Source organism: Candidatus Pantoea symbiotica (genome assembly GCF_056491525.1).
On the sequence record NZ_JBSZHR010000002.1, the window covers coordinates 2,042,047 to 2,067,400 of the forward strand.

At 52.4% G+C, this 25,354-nt stretch carries 25 protein-coding genes; 15 read left to right on the forward strand and 10 right to left on the reverse strand.

Annotated elements, in window-relative coordinates; all coding sequences use genetic code 11:
- The first annotated feature begins 57 nt into the window (after window positions 1–57).
- Both ansA and pncA read left to right on the forward strand, forming a co-directional pair.
- The gene (gene ansA / locus ACXIZX_RS10075) at window positions 58–1,071 is read left to right on the forward strand and encodes an asparaginase (protein WP_008110353.1); all 1,014 of its coding nucleotides are present in this window, start codon (window positions 58–60) and stop codon (window positions 1,069–1,071) included.
- A gap of 15 nt (window positions 1,072–1,086) precedes the next feature.
- Window positions 1,087–1,695 carry a bifunctional nicotinamidase/pyrazinamidase gene (pncA, locus tag ACXIZX_RS10080; RefSeq protein WP_154156339.1) on the forward strand — a complete coding sequence of 203 codons (609 nt, stop codon included), beginning with the start codon at window positions 1,087–1,089 and terminating at the stop codon, window positions 1,693–1,695.
- A gap of 36 nt (window positions 1,696–1,731) precedes the next feature.
- Here the strand turns inward: pncA and ACXIZX_RS10085 are convergent, their stop codons facing one another.
- Entirely contained in the window at window positions 1,732–2,013 is a 282-nt protein-coding gene (locus ACXIZX_RS10085; protein WP_101764217.1) for a YeaC family protein, read from the reverse strand.
- Window positions 2,014–2,015: 2 nt separating this feature from the next.
- The gene (msrB, locus tag ACXIZX_RS10090) at window positions 2,016–2,426 is read right to left on the reverse strand and encodes a peptide-methionine (R)-S-oxide reductase MsrB (protein WP_479404087.1); all 411 of its coding nucleotides are present in this window, start codon (window positions 2,424–2,426) and stop codon (window positions 2,016–2,018) included.
- A gap of 338 nt (window positions 2,427–2,764) precedes the next feature.
- Here msrB and gapA point away from each other — a divergent pair, with 338 nt between their 5' ends.
- Both gapA and ACXIZX_RS10100 read left to right on the forward strand, forming a co-directional pair.
- On the forward strand, window positions 2,765–3,763 hold the full coding sequence (gapA, locus tag ACXIZX_RS10095; protein WP_007889697.1) for a glyceraldehyde-3-phosphate dehydrogenase: 999 nt from the start codon (window positions 2,765–2,767) through the stop codon (window positions 3,761–3,763).
- A 74-nt stretch (window positions 3,764–3,837) separates the two neighbouring features.
- Window positions 3,838–4,710, forward strand: a complete 873-nt coding sequence (locus ACXIZX_RS10100) for a D-hexose-6-phosphate mutarotase (RefSeq protein WP_479404088.1) — start codon at window positions 3,838–3,840, stop codon at window positions 4,708–4,710.
- Between the two features lie 23 nt (window positions 4,711–4,733).
- Here ACXIZX_RS10100 and ACXIZX_RS10105 read toward each other — a convergent pair whose 3' ends face one another.
- Both ACXIZX_RS10105 and ACXIZX_RS10110 read right to left on the reverse strand, forming a co-directional pair.
- A complete protein-coding gene (locus ACXIZX_RS10105) occupies window positions 4,734–5,582 on the reverse strand; it encodes an aldo/keto reductase (protein WP_479404089.1) in 849 nt (282 codons plus the stop codon).
- Between the two features lie 83 nt (window positions 5,583–5,665).
- Window positions 5,666–6,415, reverse strand: coding sequence for a MipA/OmpV family protein (locus ACXIZX_RS10110; RefSeq protein ID WP_061723508.1), 750 nt, complete (start codon window positions 6,413–6,415; stop codon window positions 5,666–5,668).
- Window positions 6,416–6,823: 408 nt separating this feature from the next.
- On the opposite strand from ACXIZX_RS10110, the gene yeaG reads away from it, so the two are divergent.
- From yeaG to ACXIZX_RS10140, 6 genes are all read left to right on the forward strand, one after another.
- Window positions 6,824–8,758: a protein kinase YeaG gene (gene yeaG, locus ACXIZX_RS10115; protein ID WP_008110364.1), complete on the forward strand. Its 1,935-nt coding sequence runs from the start codon at window positions 6,824–6,826 to the stop codon at window positions 8,756–8,758.
- 91 nt (window positions 8,759–8,849) lie between these two features.
- Entirely contained in the window at window positions 8,850–10,127 is a 1,278-nt protein-coding gene (locus ACXIZX_RS10120) for a YeaH/YhbH family protein (RefSeq protein WP_258143421.1), read from the forward strand.
- Window positions 10,128–10,357: 230 nt separating this feature from the next.
- Window positions 10,358–12,085 carry a potassium/proton antiporter gene (locus ACXIZX_RS10125; RefSeq protein ID WP_479404090.1) on the forward strand — a complete coding sequence of 576 codons (1,728 nt, stop codon included), beginning with the start codon at window positions 10,358–10,360 and terminating at the stop codon, window positions 12,083–12,085.
- Window positions 12,086–12,163: 78 nt separating this feature from the next.
- Complete coding sequence (locus tag ACXIZX_RS10130; protein ID WP_008110367.1) at window positions 12,164–12,397, forward strand: DUF1480 family protein; 234 nt, start codon at window positions 12,164–12,166, stop codon at window positions 12,395–12,397.
- Between the two features lie 377 nt (window positions 12,398–12,774).
- Window positions 12,775–14,241, forward strand: a complete 1,467-nt coding sequence (wbaP, locus tag ACXIZX_RS10135; protein WP_479404091.1) for an undecaprenyl-phosphate galactose phosphotransferase WbaP — start codon at window positions 12,775–12,777, stop codon at window positions 14,239–14,241.
- A gap of 113 nt (window positions 14,242–14,354) precedes the next feature.
- Window positions 14,355–15,548, forward strand: coding sequence for a multidrug effflux MFS transporter (locus tag ACXIZX_RS10140; RefSeq protein ID WP_479404092.1), 1,194 nt, complete (start codon window positions 14,355–14,357; stop codon window positions 15,546–15,548).
- On the opposite strand, the gene dadX is transcribed toward ACXIZX_RS10140, so the two are convergent.
- Window positions 15,541–16,611, reverse strand: a complete 1,071-nt coding sequence (dadX, locus tag ACXIZX_RS10145; RefSeq protein WP_154181699.1) for a catabolic alanine racemase DadX — start codon at window positions 16,609–16,611, stop codon at window positions 15,541–15,543. The genes ACXIZX_RS10140 and dadX overlap by 8 nt on opposite strands.
- Window positions 16,612–16,632: 21 nt before the next feature.
- Window positions 16,633–17,934, reverse strand: coding sequence for a D-amino acid dehydrogenase (locus ACXIZX_RS10150; protein ID WP_008110371.1), 1,302 nt, complete (start codon window positions 17,932–17,934; stop codon window positions 16,633–16,635).
- Window positions 17,935–18,428: 494 nt separating this feature from the next.
- Here ACXIZX_RS10150 and ACXIZX_RS10155 point away from each other — a divergent pair, with 494 nt between their 5' ends.
- Window positions 18,429–19,964: a SpoVR family protein gene (locus ACXIZX_RS10155; RefSeq protein WP_061718741.1), complete on the forward strand. Its 1,536-nt coding sequence runs from the start codon at window positions 18,429–18,431 to the stop codon at window positions 19,962–19,964.
- A 36-nt stretch (window positions 19,965–20,000) separates the two neighbouring features.
- Here ACXIZX_RS10155 and fadR read toward each other — a convergent pair whose 3' ends face one another.
- A complete protein-coding gene (fadR, locus tag ACXIZX_RS10160; protein WP_008110376.1) occupies window positions 20,001–20,720 on the reverse strand; it encodes a fatty acid metabolism transcriptional regulator FadR in 720 nt (239 codons plus the stop codon).
- 320 nt (window positions 20,721–21,040) lie between these two features.
- Between fadR and dsbB the strand changes: the two genes are divergently transcribed.
- Entirely contained in the window at window positions 21,041–21,571 is a 531-nt protein-coding gene (gene dsbB, locus ACXIZX_RS10165) for a disulfide bond formation protein DsbB (protein ID WP_154156351.1), read from the forward strand.
- Window positions 21,572–21,611: 40 nt separating this feature from the next.
- Here dsbB and ACXIZX_RS10170 read toward each other — a convergent pair whose 3' ends face one another.
- From ACXIZX_RS10170 to ACXIZX_RS10180, 3 genes are all read right to left on the reverse strand, one after another.
- The gene (locus tag ACXIZX_RS10170; RefSeq protein ID WP_008110381.1) at window positions 21,612–22,058 is read right to left on the reverse strand and encodes a YcgN family cysteine cluster protein; all 447 of its coding nucleotides are present in this window, start codon (window positions 22,056–22,058) and stop codon (window positions 21,612–21,614) included.
- 64 nt (window positions 22,059–22,122) lie between these two features.
- Window positions 22,123–22,782 (reverse strand): fumarylacetoacetate hydrolase family protein, encoded by a 660-nt coding sequence (locus ACXIZX_RS10175; RefSeq protein ID WP_154181697.1) that lies wholly within the window; start codon window positions 22,780–22,782, stop codon window positions 22,123–22,125.
- Between the two features lie 267 nt (window positions 22,783–23,049).
- Complete coding sequence (locus ACXIZX_RS10180; RefSeq protein WP_007889664.1) at window positions 23,050–23,325, reverse strand: YcgL domain-containing protein; 276 nt, start codon at window positions 23,323–23,325, stop codon at window positions 23,050–23,052.
- 153 nt (window positions 23,326–23,478) lie between these two features.
- Here ACXIZX_RS10180 and minC point away from each other — a divergent pair, with 153 nt between their 5' ends.
- Genes minC through minE form a run of 3 tightly spaced genes read left to right on the forward strand, consistent with a single transcriptional unit; the run spans window position 23,479 to window position 25,308 of the window.
- Window positions 23,479–24,189, forward strand: a complete 711-nt coding sequence (gene minC, locus ACXIZX_RS10185) for a septum site-determining protein MinC (protein WP_479404093.1) — start codon at window positions 23,479–23,481, stop codon at window positions 24,187–24,189.
- Window positions 24,190–24,222: 33 nt separating this feature from the next.
- Window positions 24,223–25,035 carry a septum site-determining protein MinD gene (minD, locus tag ACXIZX_RS10190; protein WP_007889662.1) on the forward strand — a complete coding sequence of 271 codons (813 nt, stop codon included), beginning with the start codon at window positions 24,223–24,225 and terminating at the stop codon, window positions 25,033–25,035.
- A gap of 3 nt (window positions 25,036–25,038) precedes the next feature.
- Entirely contained in the window at window positions 25,039–25,308 is a 270-nt protein-coding gene (gene minE / locus ACXIZX_RS10195) for a cell division topological specificity factor MinE (protein ID WP_007889661.1), read from the forward strand.
- Window positions 25,309–25,354: the final 46 nt, after the last annotated feature.

A 25,354-nucleotide genomic window follows, 5' to 3' on the forward strand; every position in this document is an offset into this window, starting at 1 on the left:
GCTTTTCGTTCGCAATCCCCTTATACTGCGCGTTTTACGGCAAGTCTGAGTTCCTTCATGCAAAAGAAAAATATCTACGTAGCCTACACCGGCGGCACCATCGGGATGCAGCGCTCTGCGCAGGGCTACATTCCGGTCTCGGGTCATCTGCAGCAGCAGCTGGCAAACATGCCCGAATTCCATCGGCCTGAAATGCCAGCTTTTACTATCCATGAATATCAGCCGCTGATGGATTCCTCGGATATGACGCCGCAGGATTGGCAATCGATTGCGAACGATATTAAGCAAAACTACGATCGCTACGATGGCTTTGTGATTTTGCATGGTACCGACACCATGGCCTTCACCGCTTCGGCGCTCTCCTTTATGCTGGAGAACCTCGCCAAGCCGGTGATTGTCACCGGCTCGCAAATTCCCCTGGCAGAATTGCGTTCTGATGGTCAGCAAAACTTGCTGAACTCGCTGTACGTGGCGGCCAATTATCCAATTAACGAAGTTGCCCTGTTTTTCAACAACACGCTGTTCCGCGGCAACCGCACCACTAAAGCACATGCTGACGGCTTTAATGCTTTCGCGTCGCCCAACCTGGCGCCATTGCTGGAAGCAGGCATTCATATCCGCCGGTTGAATACGCCGCCCGCACCGCAAGGTCATGGCGAGCTGATTGTGCATCCGATTACGCCGCAGCCGATTGGCGTGGTGACGATTTATCCGGGGATCTCTGCCGACGTGGTGGGTAACTTCCTGCGCCAGCCGGTGAAAGCCTTGATCCTGCGTTCCTACGGTGTGGGCAACGCGCCGCAAAACGCCGAGTTCCTGTCAGAACTGCAACAGGCCAGCGATCGCGGCATTGTGGTGGTGAATCTGACGCAGTGTATGTCCGGTAAAGTGAATATGGGCGGCTATGCCACCGGCAATGCGCTGGAGCATGCGGGCGTAATCAGCGGTTTTGATCTCACCGTTGAAGCGACATTAACCAAACTGCATTTTTTATTGAGTCAGAACCTTACCAGCGCGGAAATTCGTGCCAAAATGCAGCAGAATTTACGCGGCGAACTGACCGAAGATTGATACGGAGCGAAACCAATGAAGCGGGCATTGATAATTATCGATATTCAGAACGATTTTTGCCCCGGCGGCCCAATGGCGGTGCGTGATGGTGACCAAACGGTTGCTGTTGCCAATCGATTTGCGCGTGAGTTTCACGATCGGGGCGAATGTGTGGTGGCATTGCAAGACTGGCATCCAGCCAATCACGGCAGCTTCGCCTCAATCTCCGGCGAGCCGGTTTACACGCTGGGCGAATTAAACGGTTTAGCGCAAATCTGGTGGCCGGATCATGGTATTGAGAACTCTGTCGGGGCGGATTTCCATCCCGATCTCGACCGCTCTCTGATTGATGCCGTATTCCACAAAGGCGGCGATGTTGAGGTGGACAGCTACAGCGCCTTCTTCGATAACGGCCATCGCCGCAAGACAGAACTCGACAGCTGGCTGCGCGAGCGCGGCATTAGCGATTTAGTGATGTTGGGTATTGCAACCGATTACTGCGTCAAATACAGCGTGTTGGATGCGCTGGAGTTAGGTTACAACGTCGAGGTAGTTAAAGAAGGCTGCCGTGGCGTGAACCTGAATCCGGATGACAGTGAAATTGCGTTCGAGCAGATGGCAGCACAAGGTGCGGTATTAATCTGAAAATAAGGGGCTGGTGAGAACCAGCCCTTTGGCTTTTTAGTGCAGGTTGATGCGCGTGACATCGGGCTCAATGCCGAACTCTTCTTTCAGCTGTTTCTTCGATTTCATCACCATATCGCCACCTTTACTGATGGTCATATGCTGCGGATCGTCATTGTGGCGAGCCTGCCACAACATCACCAGCTGCAGGCAATTCTCTTTCTGCTCCGGCGTTAGCGCAACGCCATCCGGCCATTTTCCGATTTCAACTGCCGTGGAGAGTCGTTCGTAGACTTCCGGCGTCATCGCCTCCAGCATCGCTTCCAGTTCCTGTTTCATGCTTAGCCCTCTTGCTGATTGCCTTGCTCATCAGTGAAGTTTAGCGAAGCGGAGTTCACGCAATAGCGCTCGCCGCTTGGCTGTGGGCCATCCGGGAACACATGCCCCAAATGCGCGTCACAGTTGCCACAACGAATCTCAACCCGATGCATGCCATGTGAATCATCTTCCAGATAGCGGATAGCTTCGTCACTGAAAGGCTGATAGAAACTTGGCCAGCCACAGCCTGAATCATATTTGGTTTCGGAGAGAAACAGCGGCGAGTTACAAACTAAGCAGTAGTAAATCCCTTCCTGCTTATTGTGCAGCAAGGCGCCCGAGAAAGGGGGCTCCGTTCCACGATGCTGAGTGACATAGCGCTGCATTTCGGAAAGCTGCGCAATTTTTGCGTCGGGTGCGGTGTCTTTAGCCATTTTGAGTTCCGGAGTGTCATTCTGAAAAAATCGACTAGTATTCTAACAAACGTACAACATCTATCGGGTCTTTTTTCGTGCTAACGCATCCGACATCTCTTCCACAGCACGATTTTGTGATGGCGATCACCCTTTGCAAAAGTCATCCCTTTTCAGCCCGCATTCGGCGTAACATAGGCGCGCAATAAGGGTGCTGCGTAAGCGATTGCGCAACGAATTATTCCTGGTGTTGGAATTGACCTGTCGCAACAATTGACACGATTCCGCTTGACGCCTGGTAAGGTTTTTGTAATTTTACAGCCAACCTTTTATTCACTAACAAATAGCTGGTGGAATATATGACTATCAAAGTAGGTATTAACGGTTTTGGCCGTATCGGTCGCATCGTTTTCCGTGCTGCGCAGCAGCGTTCTGACATCGAAATCGTCGCGATCAACGATCTGCTCGACGCCGATTACATGGCATACATGCTGAAGTATGACTCTACTCACGGTCGTTTTGACGGCACTGTAGAAGTGAAAGACGGTGCACTGATTGTTAACGGTAAGAAAATCCGTGTTACCGCTGAGAAAGACCCGGCTAACCTGAAGTGGGACGAAGTGGGTGTTGACGTTGTTGCTGAAGCGACCGGTATCTTCCTGACCGACGAAACTGCACGTAAACACATCACCGCTGGCGCGAAGAAAGTGGTTCTGACTGGTCCTTCTAAAGACAGCACCCCAATGTTCGTACGTGGCGCTAACTTTGACAAATATGCTGGCCAGGACATCGTTTCTAACGCGTCTTGCACCACTAACTGCCTGGCTCCACTGGCTAAAGTTATCAACGACAACTTCGGTATCGTTGAAGGTCTGATGACCACCGTGCACGCAACTACCGCAACCCAGAAAACCGTTGATGGCCCGTCTCACAAAGACTGGCGCGGCGGTCGTGGCGCAGCGCAGAACATCATCCCATCTTCTACCGGTGCAGCTAAAGCAGTTGGCGTTGTTCTGCCAGAGCTGAACGGCAAACTGACCGGTATGGCGTTCCGTGTTCCTACTCCAAACGTGTCTGTTGTTGACCTGACTGTTCGTCTGGAAAAACCAGCGACCTACAAAGAAATTTGTGCAGTGATCAAAGCTGAGTCAGAAGGCAAAATGAAAGGCGTTCTGGGCTACATCGAAGACGACGTGGTTTCTACCGACTTCAACGGCGAAACCCTGACTTCAGTGTTCGATGCTAAAGCAGGTATCGCTCTGAATGACAACTTCGTGAAACTGGTTTCCTGGTACGATAACGAAACTGGTTACTCACACAAAGTTCTGGATCTGATTGCTCTGGTTGCTTCTAAGTAAGCTAACCGGCTAAACAGACAAGGGGTGACTTCGGTCGCCCCTTTTTTTCGACTGGATAAAGAGAAGGTCTGACCATGCAAGATACGCTTTATACCCTTCCGGTAGTGAATCAAATCACCCCTTATCTGTCACAGCGTCAACTGGGTGATTTGCCAATTGTGGTGATCAGCCATCCCAAAGTACGTGCGGCGATTGCCCTGCAAGGCGCACATCTGCTCTCGTGGCAGCCTAGCGGCCAGCAGCCGGTGATTTGGCTCAGTGAAAAGACGCCGTTTACCACGGGCAAAGCAATTCGCGGCGGCGTGCCTATCTGCTGGCCGTGGTTTGGTCCGGCAGGTGAACCTGCACACGGTTTTGCACGTAACATGCCGTGGACGCTGACCGCCCATGACGAAAACGAAGATGCGGTCTTGCTGACTTTCACACTGGGAAGCAACGCACAAACCAAAAAGCTGTGGCCACACGATTTCACCCTGCTCGCTCGTTTCCGTATTGCTGAACATTGTGAAATTGAGCTGGAAGCCTATGGCGATTATGAAGCTACGGCGGCGTTGCACAGCTACTTCCAGATTGCAGATATCGCGCAGGTCGAAGTGAGCGGATTGGGTAATAGCTTTATCGATAAGGTTAACGATAATGCGGTTGGCGCATCAGACGGCAAACAAACCTATCCTAATCGCGTGGATCGTATTCACACCGCGGCGGATGACTGCAGCGTGATTCACGATAAAGCCGGCAAACGTCAGATCGAAGTCTATCACCACTACCAGAGTGACGTTGTCACGTGGAATCCGGGTCCGGAATTGTCGTGCAGCATGGGTGATATGCCAAATGAAGGCTACAAAACCATGGTGTGCGTGGAAACGGCGCGCATTAGCAAGCCGTTAAAAAGCGCGGGCGAATCCCCTGCGCGTTTGGGCACCACGATTCGTATTGTTAAAAAGTAATAAGATGCGGCGCTGTTGCGCCGCTAAACCACATCCAATGCAGTTTTAGTCAGTGGCGCAGGAAACGCCCGATCGATGATGCTCAGCTCTTCAAGCGTCAGATTGATGCTAAGCGCCGCAGCGTTTTGCTGCACATGTGCAACGCTGCTGGCTTTTGGAATGGCTAAAATGCCCTGCTGACGTATCACCCAAGCCAGCATCACTTGCGCCACGCTAATGCCCTTCTGTTGTGCAATCTGTTGAAGATGCGGATCGTCAAACAGCGCCTGTCGCAGTCGCCCAGCCTGAGCCAACGGACAATAGGCCATAATGGGCATCTCACGCTGCTGACATTGCGGCAGTAAATCGAACTCGATCCCACGCGACGCTAAATGGTACAGCACCTGATTAGTTAAACACGCCTCGCCGCCAGGCTCATGCCACAGTTCCAGCATATCGTCGTGGTCAAAGTTAGAGACGCCCCAATGGCGAATTTTGCCCTGCTGCTGCAAAGATTCCATCGCGCGGATGGTTTCTTCTAAGGGCACATTGCCCCGCCAGTGCAACAGATAAAGATCGAGGTAATCGGTTTGCAGACGCTTAAGACTGCGCTCGCAGGCCTCGATTGCGTCAACTTCACCGGCATTCCATGGATAGACCTTCGATACCAGCCAGGCTTGATCGCGACGTCCGCGTAACGCTTCCCCGACCACCTGTTCAGCGCCGCCTTCTGCATACATCTCAGCGGTATCGATAACCTTGAGGCCGAGATCTAAGCCCGCCTGCAATGCCGCCACTTCCTGGCTGCGTAGCGTTGGATTCTCGCCCATATACCAGGTTCCCTGGCCGATGGCGGGTAAAGCTAATTCACCGTGAAATTGAATGGTCTTCATTACTCCTCCTGTTGCGCTAAATTGGGGCTCGGGATTGGTGCAATGTAAGAAAAACGCCTCATTACGAGGCGCTTATTTCATCATCAGAAGCTGTAACTGATGCCGGTCCAGAGTGTGTACTGCCCACTCTTATTGACCATCGGGCTATCTTTGATTTCGCTGTCGAAGCGCGTATAGCGACCTGACAAGCTGGCGTTCCAGCTTTCGCTGATTTGGTAGCTGGCGTTCATCTCAACATACGGTGACCAGCTGTCGTCAGGATGGTACTCAGCGATGCCAGTACGCGCACTTTCATGCGAGGAAACACCGTAGTAATAACGGTTCTGATTGGCGCTGTTCCACAGCGCACCAATGCCCGGCGTCAGGCTGAAAGCACCGAAATTAAAGCGATATAAATAGGTGAGATCCCACATCATGCCGTTGCTGTTATTGAGCACATCACCCAGCAATGTGGTGCGCACGATGCCCCAATCCGCCACATGACGATAGTTGGCGCCGGCCATCAGCGTCATTCGGCGCTTATCCAGCGCTTTCATATCACCCAAATCGTTGTCTTTAGGATCGTATTCCTGCGGCGATCCCAGCACGGTCAGCGACAGCTGATTCTGTGGGTCTTTCCACAGGTAATAGCCGCCTTGCAGGCTGCGGAACCAGAAGTTTTCACCTTCATAATTAATCACCGGAATCGGCAGATAGCGGTCTTGCCCGCCCCGATAAGGTGACTGCGCGTAAATGACCGAAGCGCCGAGAGATAAGGGTTCTGCATGAGTGCCGAACGCCGCAAAATAACAAGGAACAGCCAGAGCAAGCGCTTTAAGTTTGAATTGGTTCACAATTTAATCAGTCCATTAATATAACAATCACACGCAGAGTCTAACCAAATTTTTGCTATCGGTTAACGTTTAATGATGCTCTCTAACCAGCACAGGGAAATAATCTGAGTGGCTGCAACGCTCTCGCTGCTTAGGTTGATTGCCTCGGTGCTTATGAGACTTTGTTATTGATATATCGCTGAATAAGGAGAAAAGTGGCTGCAGGTTTTCTGAATGCCTTCTACAGTTAAATGTAAGACGAGACTTTTTTGTACGAGCAGAGTAACCATAAGAATTGTGTACCCCGATTAAAAAACGTCAGGTTGGCATAAGGGTTGCTGTACTCAATAAAGAATATCTTCCGGGAGCTGCTACAAACTTTTATTACGCTCCTTTACCTGTGCTAAAAACGAAAGGACGGGCATCGCTATGAATATATTCGATCACTATCGTCAGCGTTATGAAGCTGCCAAGGATGAAGAGTTCTCATTGCAGGAATTCCTCGCCATCTGTAAACAGGATCGCAGTGCATACGCCAACGCTGCAGAGCGACTATTAATGGCCATCGGTGAGCCGGTGATGGTTGACACTGCGCAAGAGCCACGCCTTTCCCGCATCTTCTCCAACCGCGTCATGGGACGCTACCCTGCCTTCGAAGAGTTTTACGGTATGGAGGAAGCGATTGAGCAAATCGTCTCCTATCTGAAACACGCCGCGCAGGGTTTGGAAGAGAAGAAACAGATCCTTTACTTACTGGGCCCGGTGGGCGGCGGTAAATCCTCGCTGGCGGAGCGCCTGAAAGCGCTAATGCAGCGTGTACCGATTTATGTGCTGAGTGCCGACGGCGAACGTAGCCCGGTAAACGATCATCCACTCTGCCTGTTTAACCCGCAGGAAGACGCCAATATTCTGGAAAAAGAGTATGGCGTGCCGCGGCGCTACCTTGGCACCATCATGTCGCCTTGGGCGGCAAAACGTCTGCACGAGTTTGGCGGCGATATTACCCGTTTCAAAGTGGTGAAAGTGTGGCCGTCGATTCTGGAGCAGGTGGCGATTGCCAAAACTGAACCGGGTGATGAGAACAACCAGGATATCTCTGCGTTGGTTGGTAAAGTCGATATCCGCAAACTGGAAAATCACGCGCAAAACGATCCTGATGCTTATGGCTATTCAGGTGCGCTGTGTCGCGCGAACCAGGGCGTGATGGAATTCGTCGAGATGTTTAAAGCACCGATTAAAGTGCTGCATCCGCTGCTGACCGCCACGCAGGAAGGTAACTACAACGGTACTGAAGGGATTTCTGCCCTGCCGTTCAACGGCATCATTCTGGCGCACTCCAACGAATCAGAATGGGTCACCTTCCGCAATAACAAAAACAATGAGGCGTTCCTTGACCGTGTTTACATCGTCAAAGTGCCTTACTGCTTACGCGTCTCCGAAGAGATCAAGATCTACAACAAACTGTTGGATCACAGTGAGTTGACCACTGCGCCATGCGCGCCGGGTACGCTGGAAACGCTGGCCCGCTTCTCCATTCTGTCGCGTTTGAAAGAGCCGGAAAACTCCAGCATTTACTCAAAAATGCGCGTTTATGATGGTGAGAGCCTGAAAGATACCGATCCAAAAGCGAAATCCTGGCAGGAGTATCACGATTACGCGGGCGTAGATGAGGGCATGAACGGCCTTTCTACCCGCTTCGCGTTTAAAATCCTGTCGCGCGTGTTCAACTTCGACCATGCCGAAGTGGCGGCCAACCCGGTGCACCTGTTCTACGTACTGGAGCAGCAAATTGAGCGCGAGCAGTTCCCGCAGGATCAAGCCGAGAAGTATCTGGAGCACCTGAAAGGCTACCTGATTCCGAAATACGCCGAGTTCATTGGGAAAGAGATTCAGACCGCGTATCTGGAGTCCTACTCTGAATACGGTCAGAACATCTTTGATCGTTACGTCACCTACGCTGATTTCTGGATCCAGGATCAAGAGTACCGCGATCCTGACACCGGACAGCTGTTTGACCGCGAATCGCTGAACGCCGAGCTGGAAAAGATCGAGAAACCTGCCGGGATCAGTAACCCGAAAGATTTCCGTAACGAGATTGTCAACTTTGTGCTGCGTGCCCGCGCGCAGAATAGTGGGCGCAATCCGAACTGGACCAGCTACGAAAAACTGCGCACGGTTATCGAGAAGAAAATGTTCTCGAACACCGAAGAGTTGCTGCCGGTGATTTCGTTCAATACCAAAACCTCAACGGACGAGCAGAAAAAACACGATGATTTTGTCGATCGCATGATGGAAAAAGGCTATACCCGCAAGCAAGTTCGTCTGCTGTGCGAGTGGTATCTGCGCGTGCGTAAATCTTCATAATCGTTATCTGTAAGCGTCGCGGTGCTTCGGTGCTGTAACAGGAGGCCGGGTTTTCCCGGCCTAAGCTTGCAATGCAGTTTGGGGGATTTTTATGGCCTATTTTATCGATCGGCGTCTCAACGGTAAGAATAAAAGCGCCGTCAATCGGCAGCGCTTTCTGCGCCGTTATAAGTCGCAAATCAAGCAATCGATCTCCGAGGCCATCAATAAGCGTTCGGTGACCGATGTCGAGAGCGGCGAATCGGTCTCGATTCCAATTGACGATATCAATGAGCCGAGTTTCCATCAGGGCCGTGGCGGCAGTCGCCATCGCGTTCATCCTGGGAACGACCATTTCGTGCAAAACGATCGCATTGAACGCCCGCAAGGTGGCGGCGGCAGCGGTGGTAGCGGCCAGGGCAACGCCAGTCAGGACGGTGAAGGCCAGGATGAATTCGTCTTCCAAATATCTAAAGATGAATATCTCGATTTGCTGTTCGAAGATTTGGCGTTGCCGAACCTGCGTAAGAATCAGCATCGTCAGTTAAACGAGTACAAAACCCATCGCGCGGGCTACACCTCAAATGGTACGCCGGCCAACATCAGCGTGGTGCGTTCGCTACAAAACTCATTGGCGCGTCGTACGGCGATGACGGCAGGTAAACGCCGCATGCTAAACGAACTGGAAGCCACGTTAACCGAAGTGGAAAACAGCGAACCAGCGCAGTTACTGGAAGAGGAGCGTTTACGGAAAGAGATCGCCGAGCTGCGCGCGCGCATCGATCGCGTGCCGTTTATCGATACATTTGATCTGCGCTACAAAAACTTCGAGAAGCGGCCAGAACCCTCCAGCCAGGCCGTGATGTTCTGCCTGATGGACGTATCAGGTTCGATGGATCAGGCCACCAAAGATATGGCGAAGCGTTTCTATATTCTGCTGTATCTGTTCCTGAGCCGTACTTATAAGAACGTCGACGTGGTTTACATTCGTCATCACACTCAGGCGAAAGAGGTCGACGAACAGGAGTTCTTCTACTCGCAGGAAACCGGCGGCACCATTGTATCCAGTGCATTGAAGTTGATGGATGAAGTGGTTAAAGAGCGTTATGACCCGTCACAGTGGAACATCTATGCGGCGCAAGCGTCGGATGGTGACAACTGGGCCGATGATTCACCGCTCTGCCACGAGATCTTAGCCAAGCATATTCTGCCGGTTGTGCGTTATTACAGCTACATCGAAATCACGCGCCGCGCGCACCAGACCTTATGGCGCGAGTACGAACATCTGCAAGCGATGTTTGATAACTTCGCAATCCAACATATTCGCGAGCCAGAAGACATCTATCCAGTATTTAGAGAACTTTTCCACAAGCAGGCTGCAGAAGCCTAAGTCTATAAGCCGGTCACTGACCGGCTTTTTCTTTGCAGCAGCCCCGCTCACTTCCCGCCATTTCTTGTTGTTTTTTCATACAAATTTAGCTGTATATGGGATATGCCCCCACAGAATGAAAAAATGTGCAATTAAGCGCTGACAAGCTATTGATAAGGCATTATCTTTTCACCTTGTCTGTGTGAATCCCCCGCAGTTTGTCTTTTTTGCCCCGCCGCAGGAGAACGCCGTTGAATACCAGCATGATTTACAGTGTGTTTATTATTGGGTCCGTGCTGGTAGCAGCAAGTATTTTACTCAGTTCCTTTTCCTCGCGCCTTGGCATTCCGATTCTGGTGATCTTCCTCGCGCTCGGCATGTTGGCCGGCATTGATGGCATTGGTGGCATCGCGTTTGATAACTATCCGGTTGCCTATCTGGTCTCAAACCTGGCTTTAGCCATCATCTTGCTCGATGGCGGTATGCGCACCAAAGCGACCTCGCTAAAAGTGGCGCTCGGCCCGGCGCTATCGCTGGCGACCGTCGGCGTGATGATCACCGCAGGTTTAACCGGCGTAGCCGCTGCCTGGTTGTTTAAACTCGACCTGATGCAGGGCTTCCTGATTGGCGCGATTATCGGTTCCACCGATGCCGCCGCAGTATTTTCACTGCTGGGTGATAAAGGCCTCAACGAACGTGTCAGCTCCACGCTGGAGATTGAATCTGGCAGCAACGACCCGATGGCGGTGTTTCTCACCATCACGCTGATCGAAATGATCCAGCAAGGCCAGTCCGGCCTGAGCTGGATGTTCGTAGTGCATCTGGTGCAGCAGTTTGGTCTTGGCATCGTATTAGGCCTTGGCGGCGGCTGGGCGCTGCAGCAGTTGATAAACCGCATCAATCTCGCGCAGGGTTTATATCCGCTGCTGGCGGTGAGCGGCGGCATCATCGTGTTTGCGCTGACCACGGTTATGGAAGGCAGCGGCATTCTGGCGGTATATCTGTGCGGCTTCCTGCTGGGCAACAGCCCGATTCGCAACCGCCACGGTATTTTGCAAACCTTTGACGGCATGGCATGGCTGAGCCAAATCGGCATGTTTATTGTGCTGGGTTTGCTGGTGACGCCGTCCGATTTATGGCACATCGCGGTGCCGGCGATGATTCTGTCACTGTGGTTGATTCTGGTCGCGCGCCCACTATCGATTCTGGTTGGCCTGTTGCCTTTCAAGGGCTTCACCGGACGCGAACGTATCTTTATCAGTTGGGTGGGCTTGCGAGGCGCGGTGCCAATCATTCTCGCAGTGTTCCCGATGATGGCCGGACTGGAAAACGCCAAACTCTACTTCAACATCGCCTTCTTTGTGGTGCTGGTATCGCTGATGCTGCAAGGTACGTCGCTGGGCTATGCCGCCAAACGCGCCAAAGTAGTGGTGCCGCCAACCGCCTCGCCGATTAGCCGGGTTGGACTGGACATCCATCCGGAGAATCCGTGGGAGCAATTCATTTACCAGTTGGGCGCAGACAAGTGGTGCGTCGGCGCGGCACTGCGTGATTTGCAGATGCCACGTGAAACCCGCATCGCCGCTCTATTCCGTGACAACGTGTTGATGCATCCCAACGGCAACACGCGTCTGAAGGAAGGCGATGTGCTGTGTGTGATTGGCCGGGAACGCGATCTCCCCGCATTGGGTAAAATGTTCAGCCAATCGCCGCCCGTCTCGCTGGATCAACGCTTCTTCGGCGACTTTATCCTCGATGCCGAGGCACGTTTGAAAGATGTGGCGCAAATTTACGGGCTGGAGTTGGATGAACAAACCAACGATCAGCAGTCGCTAGGACAGCTGGTGATGAGTTTGCTGGGCAGTACGCCGGTGGTTGGCGATCAGGTGGAATGGAACCAGTTAACCTGGACGGTGGCAGAAAAAGAAGACAATCAAATCGTGAAAATCGGCGTACGTGTAATGGAAGACAAGGAATAATCCGAGGCCATTATCACTCGTAAACTGCGTGTGAACGACTATGCTCACTAATCAACCCAGTTAATACGGGAGAATATAATGGGACACGTGGTGAAGATTGGTCGTTATGAAATTGTTGATGCAGAGTTCAATACTGACAATGGCGATACTGTGAGTATTCCCTGCCATACCAATCCCGGCCTGAGTGACCAACTCGACGGCTGGGATGTGGATACCAGTGTACCGGCATGGATTGATGAAGAGGCTGTCGATCTGCAAATCGGACACTACGACAAGCAGCAGGATCTTTGGGTACTGAAAAAACCTGCCTGACTGGCTGGCGCCGCCATTGATGGAAATGGCGGTCATTCCGAAAAGTTGTCTTAAAATGAAGCGTTATATCCGCGATATATTAACTTTTAACGATAGTTTTCAAGTAGATAGCCAATTATTTCTTTAGTCATTTTTTTCCTTTTCAGACTATTTCCATATTAACTCTGTCAAATAACTCCTGCATACTCTTAAACGTTGCTGCAGCTTTTCGTGACGTGCATCACGTCTCAAACGGTCCTTTCCTTGCAGCGCTTATGGCAGCACAGACTTATAAATCGCTGAAAGAATTATTCTTTCTGCTTTTCAGCGGATCACTCCTGAGCGCGTACTTGATTCTGGTCAGGCCATCTTTTACTTAAGAAAAGAGAGCAGGTTTTATGGCAAGTACTTTGATAATGAATGATGCAACCCGCTCGTGGAGCGGATTGCGCAAAAACCTCATCGCAAAAGTCGCACTTAGTTTCTCGGATTTAATTGCGTTAAATCTGGCATTGTTTTTATCTGCCGCCACCGTTCAAGGTATTTGGGGCGAACTGGATACGTTTATTCCGCCTCAGCAGATTGAATACCGATTTATTGCCCAATTTAGCCTTTCTATTCTTTGCAACGCCTGGTTCTGGGTGCGTATGCGTCACTACACCTATCGCAAACCGTTTTGGTTTGAATTGAAAGAAGTGATTAAAACCCTGTTCGTCTTCTCGCTGCTTGATCTGGCGCTGATTGCCTTTTCAAAATGGGACTTCTCGCGCATGGTTTGGGTGTTCAGCTGGACTTACGCCCTGCTGCTGCTGCCGCTGATGCGTGCCGTGGTAAAACGCGCGATCAATCGTGCAGGTCAGTGGCAGAAGGAAACCATCATTATTGGTTCCGGTAAAAACGCCATGGAAGCCTATGCGGCGCTGCAGAGCGAGGAGATCCTGGGTTACAACGTGCAGGCGTTCATCTCACTGGATGATGACCAGCAGCACGAAAAAGTGAATGGCGTTCCGGTTATCACCTGGAAAGACATCAACTGGCAAACCATGGACCGTGACAACACGCAATTTATCGTCGCCACCGAATTTGAGCAGCAAGTGGTGCGCGATAAATGGCTGAAGTTCCTGTCCAAAATGAAGTGCCGTTCGATTTCCGTGATCCCAACGCTGCGCGGCGTGCCGCTGTATGGCACCGACATGTCATTCATCTTCAGCCATGAAGTGATGATCTTACGTGTCAGCAACAACCTGGCAAAACGCTCTTCACGCTTCCTGAAACGCACCTTCGATATTGTGGTGGCATCCATGCTGCTGCTGTTCCTCGGTCCGGTATTCGGTCTGCTGTGTGCGATGGTGAAACGTGACGGCGGCAATGCGATTTATGGCCATGAACGCGTTGGACAAGATGGCGTGAAGTTTAAGTGCCTGAAGTTCCGCTCGATGGTAACCAACTCGCAGGAAGTGCTGCAAAATCTGCTGGCGACCAGCGAGGAAGCGCGTGCTGAATGGGACCGTGATTTCAAACTGAAAAACGATCCGCGCGTGACTAAAATTGGGAACTTCCTGCGCAAAACCAGCCTTGATGAGCTGCCACAGTTGTGGAACGTGATTCGCGGCGAAATGAGTCTGGTCGGTCCGCGTCCGGTGATTGAAGCGGAACTGGAGCGTTATGCCGGTGATGTGGATTACTACCTGATGGCGAAACCGGGCATGACCGGCTTGTGGCAGGTCAGCGGCCGTAACGACATCGACTACGATACGCGCGTTTACTTCGATTCCTGGTACGTGAAAAACTGGGCATTGTGGACTGACATTGCGATTCTGTTCAAAACCGCTGGCGTAGTGGTCCGTCGCGACGGCGCTTACTAATACCCTCGAGGCGATGCCTGTGCACTTCGGCAGGCATCGCTTTTTTTATCCCTTTCTTTTTCCCCAAAGAGTCATTACCCTTCCGGATTGTTTAACAGGTCGTCCGGTTCGTAATGCAAAAATTCACCTTAATACTTCTTAGCCTGGTGCTGCTGGCCCCACTGGGCATTGATCTTTACCTCCCTACATTGCCGCAAATCGCCGAAGGTCTTAATAGCCCGGTGAGCCTTATCCAAATCACAATTCCCCTGTTTTTATTGGTGATGGGCATCGGCCAACTGATTACCGGTCCGCTGGTGGATAATTTTGGTCGCAAGCCGATCGCCTTGATTGGTCTGGCGCTTTACATCCTTGGCAGCGCAATAGCCGCCACCAGCACGTTGTGGCCGGTGTTCTTCCTTGCGCGCATCATTCAGGGATGCGCCGTGTGCTGCACTGCGGTGGTGGCATTCAGTGGCGTGCGCGATCGTCTCAGTGGCGAAGATGCCGCACGCGCTTACGGCTTTCTCAATGGTGCGCTGAATATCGTACCTGCGCTGGCACCGCTGCTTGGTGGGATTCTGGCTGAAGCCTACGGCTGGCGTATGCCGTTCTGGTTCCTGTGTGGCTATGCGGTGGTAATCGGCTTGATCGTGATGCTGTGGCTGCCGGAAACGCGTCCCGCAGACACGTTGCGCGTTAAAGGTTTACCGCTGGCGCAGTACGCTGCCATCGCCCGTGAACCGCGCTTCCTTGCCTTTGCTTTTGCCAATGCCGGCGCGCTAGGCATGGTGCTGACCTATGTGTCGCTGGCACCACACGTGCTGATGACCGAAGGCGGCCTGACGCCGCTACAATTCTCCTTTGCCTTTGGCGCCAATGGTTTTTGGATCATGCTGGTTAGCGCTTTCGTGAACAAAACCATTCGCAAAGCGGGACGTCCATTCTGTCTGGCGATGGGTTTCGCCACCATGTTGATCGGCGCGATTCTGTTAATGATGGGCACCACGCTATTACCGGCAGCGTGGCAAAACCATTGGTCGCTGTACATGATTCCCGTGGCGGTTTCCGTGGCTGGCCTGGCGTTCACGGTCGGTCCTGCCACCAGCTACGCGTTGGAGCCGTATCAGCAGCAAGCGGGCGTGGCCTCAGCACTGCAAGGATTTATTCAGATGGCGTGTGGTGCGGGCGGCAGCATGGCAATCGTGGCATTGCCGGTTGCGGAAAAATCGTCACTGGCACTGATGATGCTGCTGGGTGCAGCGCTGGCTATGACCGCCTGGCGCTGCAGCAAGAAAATGCACGGTCGCGTGACCGCGCTTAAATAACCTCAACCGGAACGCGTGGCGCGAGCGCGCACATCAGCTCGTAGCCCACCGTTCCGGCGGCTTTTGCCACCTCATCGATCTTCACCTGATTGCCCCACAGCTCAACCTTCGAACCAATGCCGGCCTGCGGGCAAGGTTCCAAATCGATCATCATCATGTCCATAGAAATGGCGCCGAGCGTTTGCGTGCGGATGCCATCCACGCTGACTGGCGTGCCGGTTGGCGCATGTCGCGGATAACCATCGGCGTAACCGCAGGCGACAATACCGATACGCTGCGCGCCGCTGGCGTGATAGCGATAACCGTAACCCACGCCTTCACCGGCGTTCAGCTGCTGCACGCCAATGATTTCGCTGTTGAGCGTCATCACCGGTTGCAATCCGGTGCTGGCGATATCCTGCCAGTCACCGCTCGGTGACGCACCGTAGAGAATAATGCCGGGACGCACCCAATCAAAATGCGCTTCAGGATGCCATAGCGTAGCCGCTGAGTTAGACAAGGAACGCGGGCATCCGAGCCCTTCCGCCGCCCGTTCAACGCACTTCATCGGCTCAACTAATCCTTGCGGATTCTCTGCATCGGCAAAGTGCGCCATTAACGTCATTTCACCGACGTTCGGCAAAGCACGCAGTTTCTGCCACGCCGCATGAGCCTGCTCAGGACGGAAACCAAGTCGATTCATGCCGCTGTTGATTTTGAGGTAAACATCGACCGGCGCCGACAGCTGCGCTTTGGCTAGCGCCTGAATTTGCCAGTTGCTGTGTACGCTGGTGGTGAGGCGATAGCGATCGATCAGCGCTAAATCATCGGCATGGAAGAAGCCTTCCAGCAGCAGGATCGGCTTTTTCCAGCCCTGCTCCCGCAGTAAGATCGCCTCTTCCATATTCAGCAGCGCAAAGCCGTCGGTTTCGGCCAGACTTTGCCACACGCGGGCCACACCGTGACCATACGCATTGGCTTTCACCACCGACCAGACGCGTGATTGCGGTGCCGCCTGGCGTACGACAGCCAGATTATGACGCAGTGCCTGTTGATTGATGGTGGCACCGGTTGGACGTGACATGCTTCTACTCTCCCTGAGGTCTCAGCGCGCCGCGCTGGCGTTACGCAGCGGCGAAGAATGTGGCTCAAAACCTGGCAGGTAGCGCAGCACTGACAAATCATCTGCGGCAATCGCCGGTTTCTGACCGGAAATTAAATCAGCCAAAAGCTGACCGGAACCACAAGCCATCGTCCATCCCAGCGTACCGTGTCCGGTATTGAGATAGAGATTGGAGAGCGGCGTGCGCCCGACAATCGGCGTACCGTCTGGCGTCATTGGACGCAATCCGGTCCAGAACGTGGCCTGTTCGACAAACCCGCCTTCAGGATAGAGATCGCGGACCACCATCTCCAGCGTTTCGCGTCGTGCCGGCAACAGTTTGGTGTTAAAACCAACAATTTCTGCCATGCCGCCCACGCGAATGCGATCGTCAAAGCGCGTCACCGCCACTTTGTAGGTTTCGTCGAGGATGGTGGAAACCGGTGCAGCGTCAGCGTTTTTGATCGGGATGGTCAGCGAATAACCCTTCAGCGGATAAACCGGGATGGCGAGGATGTCTTTCAGCAGCGCGGTGGAATAGGAACCGAACGCCACCACGTAAGCATCGGCTTTAATCACCTCATCGCCACACTTCACGCCATAAATACGATTGCCCTCGCGCAGCAACTGATCAACCGACGTGTTGTAGCGGAAGGTCACGCCCGCCGCCGCAGCCATTTCGGCCAGGCGCTGAGTAAACAGTTGGCAGTCGCCGGTTTCATCGTTAGGGAGACGCAAACCGCCGGTGAGTTTATGCGCCGTCGCCGCCAGCGCGGGTTCGACATTTTTCAGCTGATGCGCTTCCAGTAATTCATAGGGAACGCCCGCATCACGCAGCACGGCGATATCTTTGCTGGCGCTTTCGAACTGTTGCTGCGTACGGAACAGCTGCAGCGTGCCGCCCTGACGACCTTCATAGGCGATGCCGGTGCTGGCGCGCAGTGTTTTCAGGCAGTCGCGGCTGTACTCCGCGATACGCACCATGCGGCTTTTATTCTCTTGATAGTGCTGCATGTCGCAGTTACGCAGCATATTCCACATCCATTCCAGCTGGAACTTACTGCCATCGAGACGAACCGCCAGCGGCGCGTGACGCTGGAACATCCATTTGACCGCTTTCAGCGGAACGCCCGGCGCCGCCCAAGGCGCGGCATAGCCCGGAGAGATCTGCCCTGCATTACCGGCGCTGGTTTCCAGCGCGGCGGCAGGTTGACGATCGATGACCGTAACCTCATGTCCGGCCTGCGCCAGATACCATGCGCTCGCTACCCCAACGACACCACTACCCAGAATCACTACGCGCATAAGCCCCTCGTCGCAGCAAAAGAATAATTAACTATTAACCAAGCCCAATACAGCATAACCCGACCGCCACTTAAATCTTACATTCGACCGACTTATTTCACATGTTTTTTACCTCACTGCACACTGAAATCATGCAACAGCGGCAAAATCAGGATTTTTTATGCCTTAAATCCCTTAATCAGCAATTTATTATGCGGATGGCAGCGGTTTTGACTTTTTTCAGGAGAAAGCGCCGCAGTCATACAATCCACTTATAAACAGAGCATTATTCTGCCAAATAAAACAAAACCAACACTTGTCATCAGTATCGGCTTAACTAACGCTTTTTGAATGATTTTCTGCCAAAAGAATTCGATTGAGATTCAGTTTCGGATAGGCGACAGTGGACTATCATTGAAGTGTTCGCTCAGTTTTATTGGGCCATCTTTACTCAGGATGAGGCCTTAAACGATCGTGACAGGTAATTCCTGCCGCTTGCAAAACAGAGGTGCGCTATGACGACAATCTTTGACGAGCCAACCCGCAACAGTAAACGACTCAGTGATGGTCCCGACTGGACTTTCGAACTGCTGGATGATTATCTGGCGGAAATTGACCGCGTAGCCAAAAGTTACGGACTGGAAACCTATCCGCACCAAATTGAAGTGATCACCTCCGAACAGATGATGGATGCCTACTCCAGCGTAGGTATGCCGATCAACTATGCACACTGGTCGTTCGGCAAGAAATTCATCGAAACAGAACAGCGCTACAAGCACGGTCAGCAAGGTCTGGCGTATGAGATCGTCATCAACTCCAATCCGTGTATCGCCTATCTGATGGAAGAGAACACCATGACCATGCAGGCGCTGGTGATGGCGCATGCTTGTTACGGTCACAACTCTTTCTTCAAAAATAACTATCTGTTCCGCAGCTGGACCGATGCCAGTTCCATCGTGGATTACCTGTTGTTCGCCAGAAATTACATTACCGACTGCGAAGAGCGCTATGGCGTGGAGGAAGTTGAGCGGCTGCTCGATTCCTGTCATGCGCTGATGAACTACGGCGTGGATCGCTACAAACGTCCGCAGAAAATTTCGCTGCAGGAAGAGAAAGCTCGCCAGCAGAGCCGTGAAGAGTATTTGCAGAGTCAGGTAAACACGCTGTGGCGTACGCTACCGCGTAAAGAGAAGGAGTCGGTGCACGTTGAGGCATCCCGCTACCCTTCTGAACCGCAGGAAAACCTGCTCTATTTCATGGAAAAAAATGCGCCGCTGCTGGAATCCTGGCAACGTGAAGTACTGCGCATTGTGCGCAAGGTCAGCCAGTATTTTTATCCGCAGAAACAGACGCAGGTAATGAATGAAGGCTGGGCCACGTTCTGGCACTACACCATCCTTAATCATCTGTATGACGAAGGCAAAGTGTCGGAACGCTTTATGATGGAGTTCCTGCACAGCCACACCAACGTGGTGTATCAGCCGCCGTATAACAGCCAGTGGTATAACGGCATCAACCCGTATGCGCTGGGCTTCGCGATGTTCCAGGACATCAAGCGTATCTGTCAGACGCCAACTGAAGAAGACCGCTACTGGTTCCCGGACATTGCTGGTTCGGACTGGCTGAAAACCATGCATTTTGCCATGCGCGAGTTTAAGGATGAGAGCTTTATCAGCCAGTTCCTGTCACCGAAAGTGATGCGTGATTTCCGTCTGTTCACGGTAATGGATGATGACCGCAACAATTTCCTCGAAATTGCAGCGATCCATGATGAAGCGGGTTATCGCGCCATTCGTCAGCAGTTGTCGGCGCAGTACAATCTGAGCAATCTGGAACCGAACATTCAGGTCTACAACGTGGATTTACGTGGCGACCGCTCACTGACGTTGCGTTATGTGCCGCAACAGCGTGCGCCGCTCGATAAGAGCCGCAAAGAAGTGTTGAAGCATGTGCATCGTTTGTGGGGCTTTGATGTGATTCTGGAGCAGCAGAACGAAGACGGCAGCGTCGAGTTGCTGGATCGTTCACCCGCGCGCGGCCCAACGCTATAAAGCAAAAAACCGGACTGTTGAGGTCCGGTTTTTCTTTTATCGCTTGCTGGCTAAATCGTCCGGCATGCTTTTCTGCATCTTGTGCCAAATCTCACCGCTGCGGCGTCCGTATTCTCGCACGCTATCGACAATCTGCTCCTGCGATGGGTTGGCCACGCACAGGTCAGCCAATTGGCGATAGAAGTTACGCGCCAGTTCACGCGCTTCCAGGCTGGAGAAGTAGTGACGACCAACGCGGGTATACAATCCTTTCAGGCCGTTCAAAATCAGACCATAAATCGGGTTGCCCGAGGCAAACGCCAGGCCGCGGAACACGCGATAATCCAGCTCGGTATAGGCTTCGGCTTTATCTTCCTCAATCAGCGCATTCTCCAGCACTTCACGCGCTTTTTCTGGATGATGACGCAGCGCACGGCTGATAAAAATCGACGAGATGTTGGTGCGCACCGACAGCAAATTATCAATCAACTGCGGGACGCTATCGTGATCGAGTCGGGCCAGGGTTTCGAGGATGTTTAAACCGGAGGTTTCCCAGAAATCGTTAACGCGAGTTGGTTTGCCATGTTGAATGGTCAACCAGCCATCACGCGCCAGACGCTGCAACACTTCACGCAACGTGGTGCGTGTTACGCCAATTAGTTCAGAAAGCTCACGTTCGGCAGGTAGAATGGATCCCGGCGGAAAACGACTGTTCCAGATGCTTTCAATAATATACTCTTCAGCAAATCCCGCGGGGCTCTGCGCCTTAATCACCATAGCATTTATTTCTCGTTGCTTTCTTTATCGTAATGCGACTCATCATACCAGAGCGGCTATAGCGTAAATAGCCTGCCAACCGATTAAAAGCGCGCGCTGGCGCAAAATTCAGCCGTGAATTCAGAGTAAATTCCCCGGCCAGGCACACGTTTGCGCTGCGTCTGCAGCTTGCGCTCTTCGGGTCATGCGCTCAACAGACACTTTTTTGGCCTCAAGGCGACTTAAGTCATTTTTGTACATGATTTTTTCCCGTTACCTGGCTGGCACGGTTGCGCTTTTGGTTTACACTGCGAAACATTAACGGTTACAGGAAAAGCAATATGTTGCGATATTTAAATCAATGCTCGCGTGGACGCGGTGCCTGGCTTCTGCTGGCCCTGACGGCGTTGGCGTTTGAATTGACGGCGTTGTATTTTCAGCACGTGATGGGGCTGCAACCCTGCGTAATGTGTATTTATGAGCGTTGCGCGTTGTTTGGCGTGATGGGCGCGGGCATTGTGGGCGCTATTGCGCCGAAAACACCGCTACGCTGGGCGGCCATTCTCATCTGGATCTACAGCGCGATTGAAGGCACGCGCCTCTCTTACGATCACACCATGATTCAGCTGCATCCCAACCCGTTTGTCACCTGCGACTTTGCCGCGCGTTTCCCAACCTGGTTGCCGCTGGATAAGTGGTTGCCTTCTGTATTCGTAGCGAGCGGTGATTGCGCTGAGCGCGGCTGGACCTTCCTGACCTGGAGCATGCCGCAGTGGATGATCGTGATTTTTGCCGCTTATCTGCTGGTGGCGCTGCTGGTGCTGATTGCACAACCCTTCAAACCGAAACGCCGCGATCTGTTCGGACGCTAAGCACAAACAAAACAGGCAGCCTTGGCTGCCTGTTTTATGCTTAACCGTTACGATCCGGTCGATCGATAATATGCTCTTCCCAATCCCGCACTTCACTCTCACGCACCGCAATAAAACGCACGGAAATGCGCTGCGCATGCATCGCCTTTTTAGAACCAGCGATAAGCGGATGCCACGCCGGCAAGGTTTTGCCTTCTCCTAACACACGATAGGCGCAGGTGCGCGGCAGCCATTCAAAACTGGTGAGGTTTTCACGCGTCAGCTTGATGCAATTCTCTTCCAACTCAAAACGATGCTCGTAGTTACGACACTGGCAGGTTTTGATATTCAGCTGATTGCAGGCCACGTTGGTGAAGTAGATTTCGTCGGTGTCCGCATCCTGCAACTTATTCAGGCAACATTGGCCGCAGCCGTCGCACAGGGATTCCCACTCTGCGTCGTTCATTTGGTCAAGGCGTTTAGTCTGCCAGAAAGGTTGTTCAGTCATGATGGCGGTCCGGGTTAGCAAAGAGACCGCACCTTATAAAGCTTCAGGTGCGGTGATGCAAGTTTTACAGAACGCGCGTCGAAATACCGTGACCGGCCAGCGTGATTTCCAGCTTATCGCCAGAGCGCATTGGGCCAACGCCCTCTGGCGTCCCGGTCAGCACCACATCGCCCGCGCGCAGGGTGAAATACTGGCTCATATAGGCAATCAGCGGCAAAATTTTGTGGATCATATCGGCGGTCGTGCCGTGCTGGCGCACTTCGCCGTTAACAATCAGCTTCAGTTCGGTGTTCTGTGGATCGCCGCTAAACTCAGAAACGGGAATAAAACCCGACAGCGGGCACGAGTTATCGAAACCTTTGGATTTTTCCCACGGTTGGCCCGCTTTCTTCAAACCCGCTTGCACGTCACGCAAGGTCAAATCCAGCGCAACGCCATAGCCAGCAATCGCCTTCGCCACGTGCTCTTCGCTCGCCTGTTTCAGCGTTGAACCAATCAACACCGCCAGCTCCACTTCATGATGCACTTCACCAAAATTTGCCGGAATCGACAGCGGCTGGCGCAGATCGCACACCGCAGTTTCCGGTTTGATAAACACCACCGGTTCGGTTGGCGTGGCACTTCCCATCTCCTTTATGTGCTTCGCATAGTTGCTGCCGACGCAAACCACTTTGCTGACCGGATAATCCAACAGAGCGCCCTGCCAGTTACGATGCTGATACATGCTATTCCCCTGCTTTGGTTGTGTTTGCCGCCAGTGCATCTGGCGATGAAGTCTGGCTCAGTGCCGGAACGCGGCAGGCTGAGGTGGAATATATTAGCGGGTTTATGGCGGCAGGCGTGGCGGAAATTGTCAAAAGTCGTTAATCGTATACAACAAAATCAGCTAAACGCTTGGATAATTGCCCGCAATAAAGGGTTAAAGCGGGCAGTTAATTAACGCAAATAGCACTGATTATTTCTACAGGATATATTTACAGATGAATCTGAATTAATCTTTTTTACCCTGATCGAGATGAATGTTGAGCAGACTTTCAACCGGTGGTGGAATTTGCAAATAATAGCCGTGTTCGCTTAAACCTTGCTTAACTTTATTGATATCCGCGTTAGCCAGCTTGTCACGCTTATCCAGCGATAACACCATTGCCAGCTGGGGTTTGCCGAAGCCACGCAGCAGTTCTTCTGGTACCCGTGAAAAATCGTCTTTTTTTTCAACATACAGATAAGTCTGTTCACGTTGCGGGCTTCTGTAGATCACACAAAACATATTTTTTACTCGAATTAACCGATGGCGTCACTTGCCTGAATATAGCAGTAACTATAACATGCTTGCAGAACTTCGAATATTGACCGTTTGATGTTATTGCCGATTTTATCGGCGTACATTTAAGGGTCGTAAAACAGGACTGAGTCAGCACAGATGTCGCAAACGCCAATCGAATTCAAGGGAAGCAGTTTTACCCTGTCAGTCGTTCATCTGCATCATTCGCAACCCGAGGTGATTCGTCAGGCGCTACAGGACAAAATCGATCAGGCACCTGCCTTTTTGCTGAATGCGCCGGTGGTGCTGAATGTGTCAGCGTTAACCGGCGACATTAACTGGAAACAGATGCAACAAGCGGTGATGGCGACCGGTCTGCGTATCGTCGGTGTCAGCGGTTGCAAAGATGAAGCCCTGAAAAAAATGATTGCCCGCGCGGGTTTGCCGGTACTTTCGGAAGGTAAAGAGAGCCGCAAACAGGCTGCGGCTCCCGTGGTTGAAGCCGCGCCGGTTGTTCCGGCAGTGATCGCTGAAGCCGCCAGTAAAACCCGCATCATTAATACGCCGGTGCGTTCGGGCCAACAGATTTATGCGCGCAATGCCGACCTCATCGTCACCAGCAGCGTCAGCGCCGGTGCCGAACTGGTCGCCGACGGCAACATCCATATTTACGGCATGATGCGCGGTCGCGCGTTGGCCGGTGTCGGCGGACAACGCGACAGCCAGATTTTTTGCACCAACCTCGCCGCAGAGTTGGTCTCTATTGCCGGGGAATATTGGATGATGGACCACATTCCGGCGGAATTCTTTGGTAAAGCGGCGCGTTTGAGTCTCAAAGAAGGCGCGCTGACCATTCAGACACTTAATTAAGCCCCTTTTCTTTCGTTAAGGAAATCAACATTTATGGCACGCATTATTGTAGTTACATCGGGTAAAGGGGGCGTTGGCAAGACCACGTCAAGCGCGGCCATCGCCACCGGCTTAGCGCAGAAAGGCAAAAAAACTGTCGTCATCGATTTCGATATCGGCCTGCGTAACCTCGATTTGATCATGGGCTGTGAACGTCGCGTGGTGTATGACTTTGTTAACGTCATTCAGGGTGACGCGACGCTGAACCAGGCGCTGATTCGCGACAAGCGTACAGAGCAGCTTTATATTTTGCCAGCTTCACAGACGCGCGATAAAGATGCGCTGACGCGTGAAGGCGTTGAGAAAGTGCTGAACGATCTGGCGGCAATGGAGTTCGACTTTATCGTCTGCGACTCACCAGCAGGTATCGAAACTGGCGCGCTGATGGCGTTGTACTTCGCTGATGAAGCCATCATCACCACCAACCCGGAAGTCTCTTCAGTACGTGACTCCGACCGTATTCTGGGCATCATCTCTTCGAAATCCCGTCGTGCAGAGAACAGCCAGGATCCGGTGAAAGAGCATCTGCTGCTGACCCGTTACAATCCCGGCCGCGTTACCCGTGGCGATATGCTGAGTATGGAAGACGTGCTGGAAATTCTGCGCATTCCACTGGTTGGCGTCATCCCGGAAGATCAATCTGTCCTGCGCGCCTCTAACCAGGGTGAGCCGGTGATCCTCGACGCAAACGCTGACGCCGGTAAAGCCTATGCTGATACCGTAGATCGCCTGCTTGGCGAAGAACGCCCCTTCCGCTTTATTGAAGAAGAGAAGAAGGGTTTCCTTAAACGCCTGTTCGGGGGATAACCAATGGCATTACTTGATTTCTTTTTATCCCGTAAGAAGAACACAGCCAATATAGCCAAGGAAAGGCTGCAGATTATCGTAGCCGAGCGCAGAAGGGGCGACAGTGAGCCCCACTATCTGCCGCAGCTGAAGCGCGATATTTTGGAAGTGATCTGTAAATACGTAAAAATTGACCCGGATATGGTGACCGTTCAGCTGGATCAGAAAGGGGATGATATCTCCATCCTCGAGCTCAACGTAACGCTGCCGGAGCCGGAAGACGTTCCTAAATGATTAAAGCGGTTTCCTGATTTTCCCCTGCGGTGTTGCGCAGGGGAAA